Origin of the sequence: Burkholderia sp. Tr-862 (assembly GCF_011753085.1) — a bacterium.
Taxonomy (GTDB): Bacteria; Pseudomonadota; Gammaproteobacteria; order Burkholderiales; family Burkholderiaceae; genus Burkholderia; species Burkholderia ambifaria.
On record NZ_VWWG01000335.1, the window covers coordinates 1 to 2,104 of the forward strand.

A 2,104-nucleotide genomic window follows, 5' to 3' on the forward strand; every position below is an offset into this window, starting at 1 on the left:
TTCGCGCCGTTCCGGCGGCCGCTGTTCACGCTCGGGCGCGAACCGCTCGCGCATCTCGACGAGATCCCGCCACACCAGTTCTGGCTGGTGCGCTGCCTCGATGCGCATCCCGGCAACGCGCGCGCGCAGATCGTCGCGACGCGCGGGCCGTTCACACTCGACGGCGAACGCGCGCTGTTCGCGCTCGCGGGCATCGACGTTGTCGTCAGCAAGAACAGCGGCGGCGCCGCGACCGAGGCCAAGCTCGACGTCGCGCGCGAACGACGGCTGCCGGTCGTGATGCTGCGCCGGCCGATGCTCCCCGACGCCGACCGCGCGTTCGACTCGGCCGCCGCGCTGCTCGAGGCGCTCGACGCGCTAGATCCGGCCGCGCGCACGTGATGCCGCGCGACCGGCTGCCCAATGAATGGATGGAGATTTCTGGATGACGGTGTATTTCATCGGCGCGGGCCCTGGCGACCCCGAACTGATCACGGTGAAGGGCCAGCGCCTCGTGCGCACGTGCCCGGTGATCCTGTATGCGGGCTCGCTCGTGCCGCCGGCCGTGCTCGACGGCCATCGCGCGGAGCAGGTCGTCAATACCGCCGAGCTCGATCTCGACGCGATCGTCGCGCTGCTCGCCGACGCGCATGCGAAAGGGCAGGACGTCGCGCGCGTGCATTCGGGCGATCCGTCGCTGTACGGGGCGATCGGCGAACAGATCCGCCGGCTGAAAGCGCTCGGGATTCCGTATGAAATCGTGCCGGGCGTGACGGCCACGGCCGCGTGCGCGGCGACGCTCGGCGTCGAGCTGACGCTGCCCGGTGTCGCGCAGACGGTGATCCTCACGCGCTTCGCGGGCAAGACGACGATGCCGGAAGGCGAAGCGCTCGGCGCGCTCGCCGCGCACCGCGCGACGCTCGCGATCCATCTCGGCGTGCGCCATCTCGCGCGGATCGTCGACGAAGTGCTGCCGCATTACGGACCCGACTGCCCGGTCGCGGTGATCTATCGCGCGAGCTGGCCCGACGAGGAACGCGTGACCGGCACGCTGGCCGACATCGTCGGCAAGGTGCAGGGCACGCAGATCGAACGCACCGCGCTGATTCTGGTCGGGCGCGTGCTCGATGCGGAAGGGTTCGCGGATTCGACGCTTTATGCAAGCGGCGGCTGATTGCGCGTAAGCGAAACGCGATGCGCGCCGAGGCCTTGCGGCAACGGGTTTTCTCGCAAGCCGGTCAATTGAGCGTGGCGTGGCGTCGCCTACGTGCGGGCGATACGCGGCGGAAGTGGTGCCGCCGGATGCCAGTGCCGTGCGCAAGTGCATCGACGCGTGCGAGCCGCGCGACTACCGCGTCGCGCCAGATCGAATCCTCGGTCTGCGTATCGCGATGCCCTTGGCCGAGCGGCATTCGCCGCGCGGCGCGAGCGGGTCACGCCGGGAAACCGCGCGCCGGCCACGCTCCCGGCCCACGCGCTGCGTCTGACCCGCCACACACTTTCTACGCACGCGCGACGCCCGGCGCAAGCCGCGGCGCGAAACCCGCCGCCAGCGCGAACAGCACGACACACAGGCAAGCCATCGCGACCCACGCGGGCGACAGATCCGCGAGATGCTGGCGCACGACGCCCGCCGCGAACGGAAACAGCCCCGCGACCAGATAGCCGACGCCCTGCACGAACCCCGTCAACGATGCGGCATCGGCCGGCGTCGCCGCATGATCGACCGTGACGATCAGCGACAGCGGGAACAGCGCGCCGATGCCCGCACCCAGCAGCAGCGCGGCCGGCAACGCGAGCGCCTGCGGCGCGGCCAGCATCACCAGCAGCCCCGCGAGCAGCGACGCGATCGCCGCGTGCAGCGCGGGCCGGCGATCGGGCAGGCGGTCGATCGTCGCGGAGATCGTCAGCCCTGCGACGACTTCCGCGAGCGTCACGCCGCCGAGCAGGCTGCCGGCGGCGGTCGGCGACCAGCCGAGCCGCATGTAGTACGGTGGCAGCCACGCCAGCACGAGCGTGTAGGCGCCCGTCGCGATCCCGAAGAACACCGCGAGCCGCCATGCGCGCGGCGAGCGCGACGGTCGCGCATGCGCCGCCGATGTCGCGGCCGACGCCGGCAGCTCCC

The 2,104-nt window shown here is 71.5% G+C and carries 3 protein-coding genes; 2 read left to right on the forward strand and 1 reads right to left on the reverse strand.

Annotated features, from left to right (window positions below; translation table 11 throughout):
* Together F3J14_RS34580 and cobM are read left to right on the forward strand one after the other, a co-directional pair.
* A partial coding sequence (locus F3J14_RS34580) for a precorrin-6A/cobalt-precorrin-6A reductase (RefSeq protein ID WP_211080433.1) occupies nt 1-381 on the forward strand: 381 nt, incomplete at its 5' end.
* A gap of 43 nt (nt 382-424) precedes the next feature.
* Nucleotides 425-1,153 (forward strand): precorrin-4 C(11)-methyltransferase, encoded by a 729-nt coding sequence (cobM, locus tag F3J14_RS34585; RefSeq protein ID WP_166726713.1) that lies wholly within the window; start codon nt 425-427, stop codon nt 1,151-1,153.
* Between the two features lie 328 nt (nt 1,154-1,481).
* Here cobM and F3J14_RS34590 read toward each other — a convergent pair.
* Nucleotides 1,482-2,104 (reverse strand): MFS transporter (locus F3J14_RS34590; protein ID WP_166726714.1); only part of this gene is annotated, 623 nt, incomplete at its 5' end.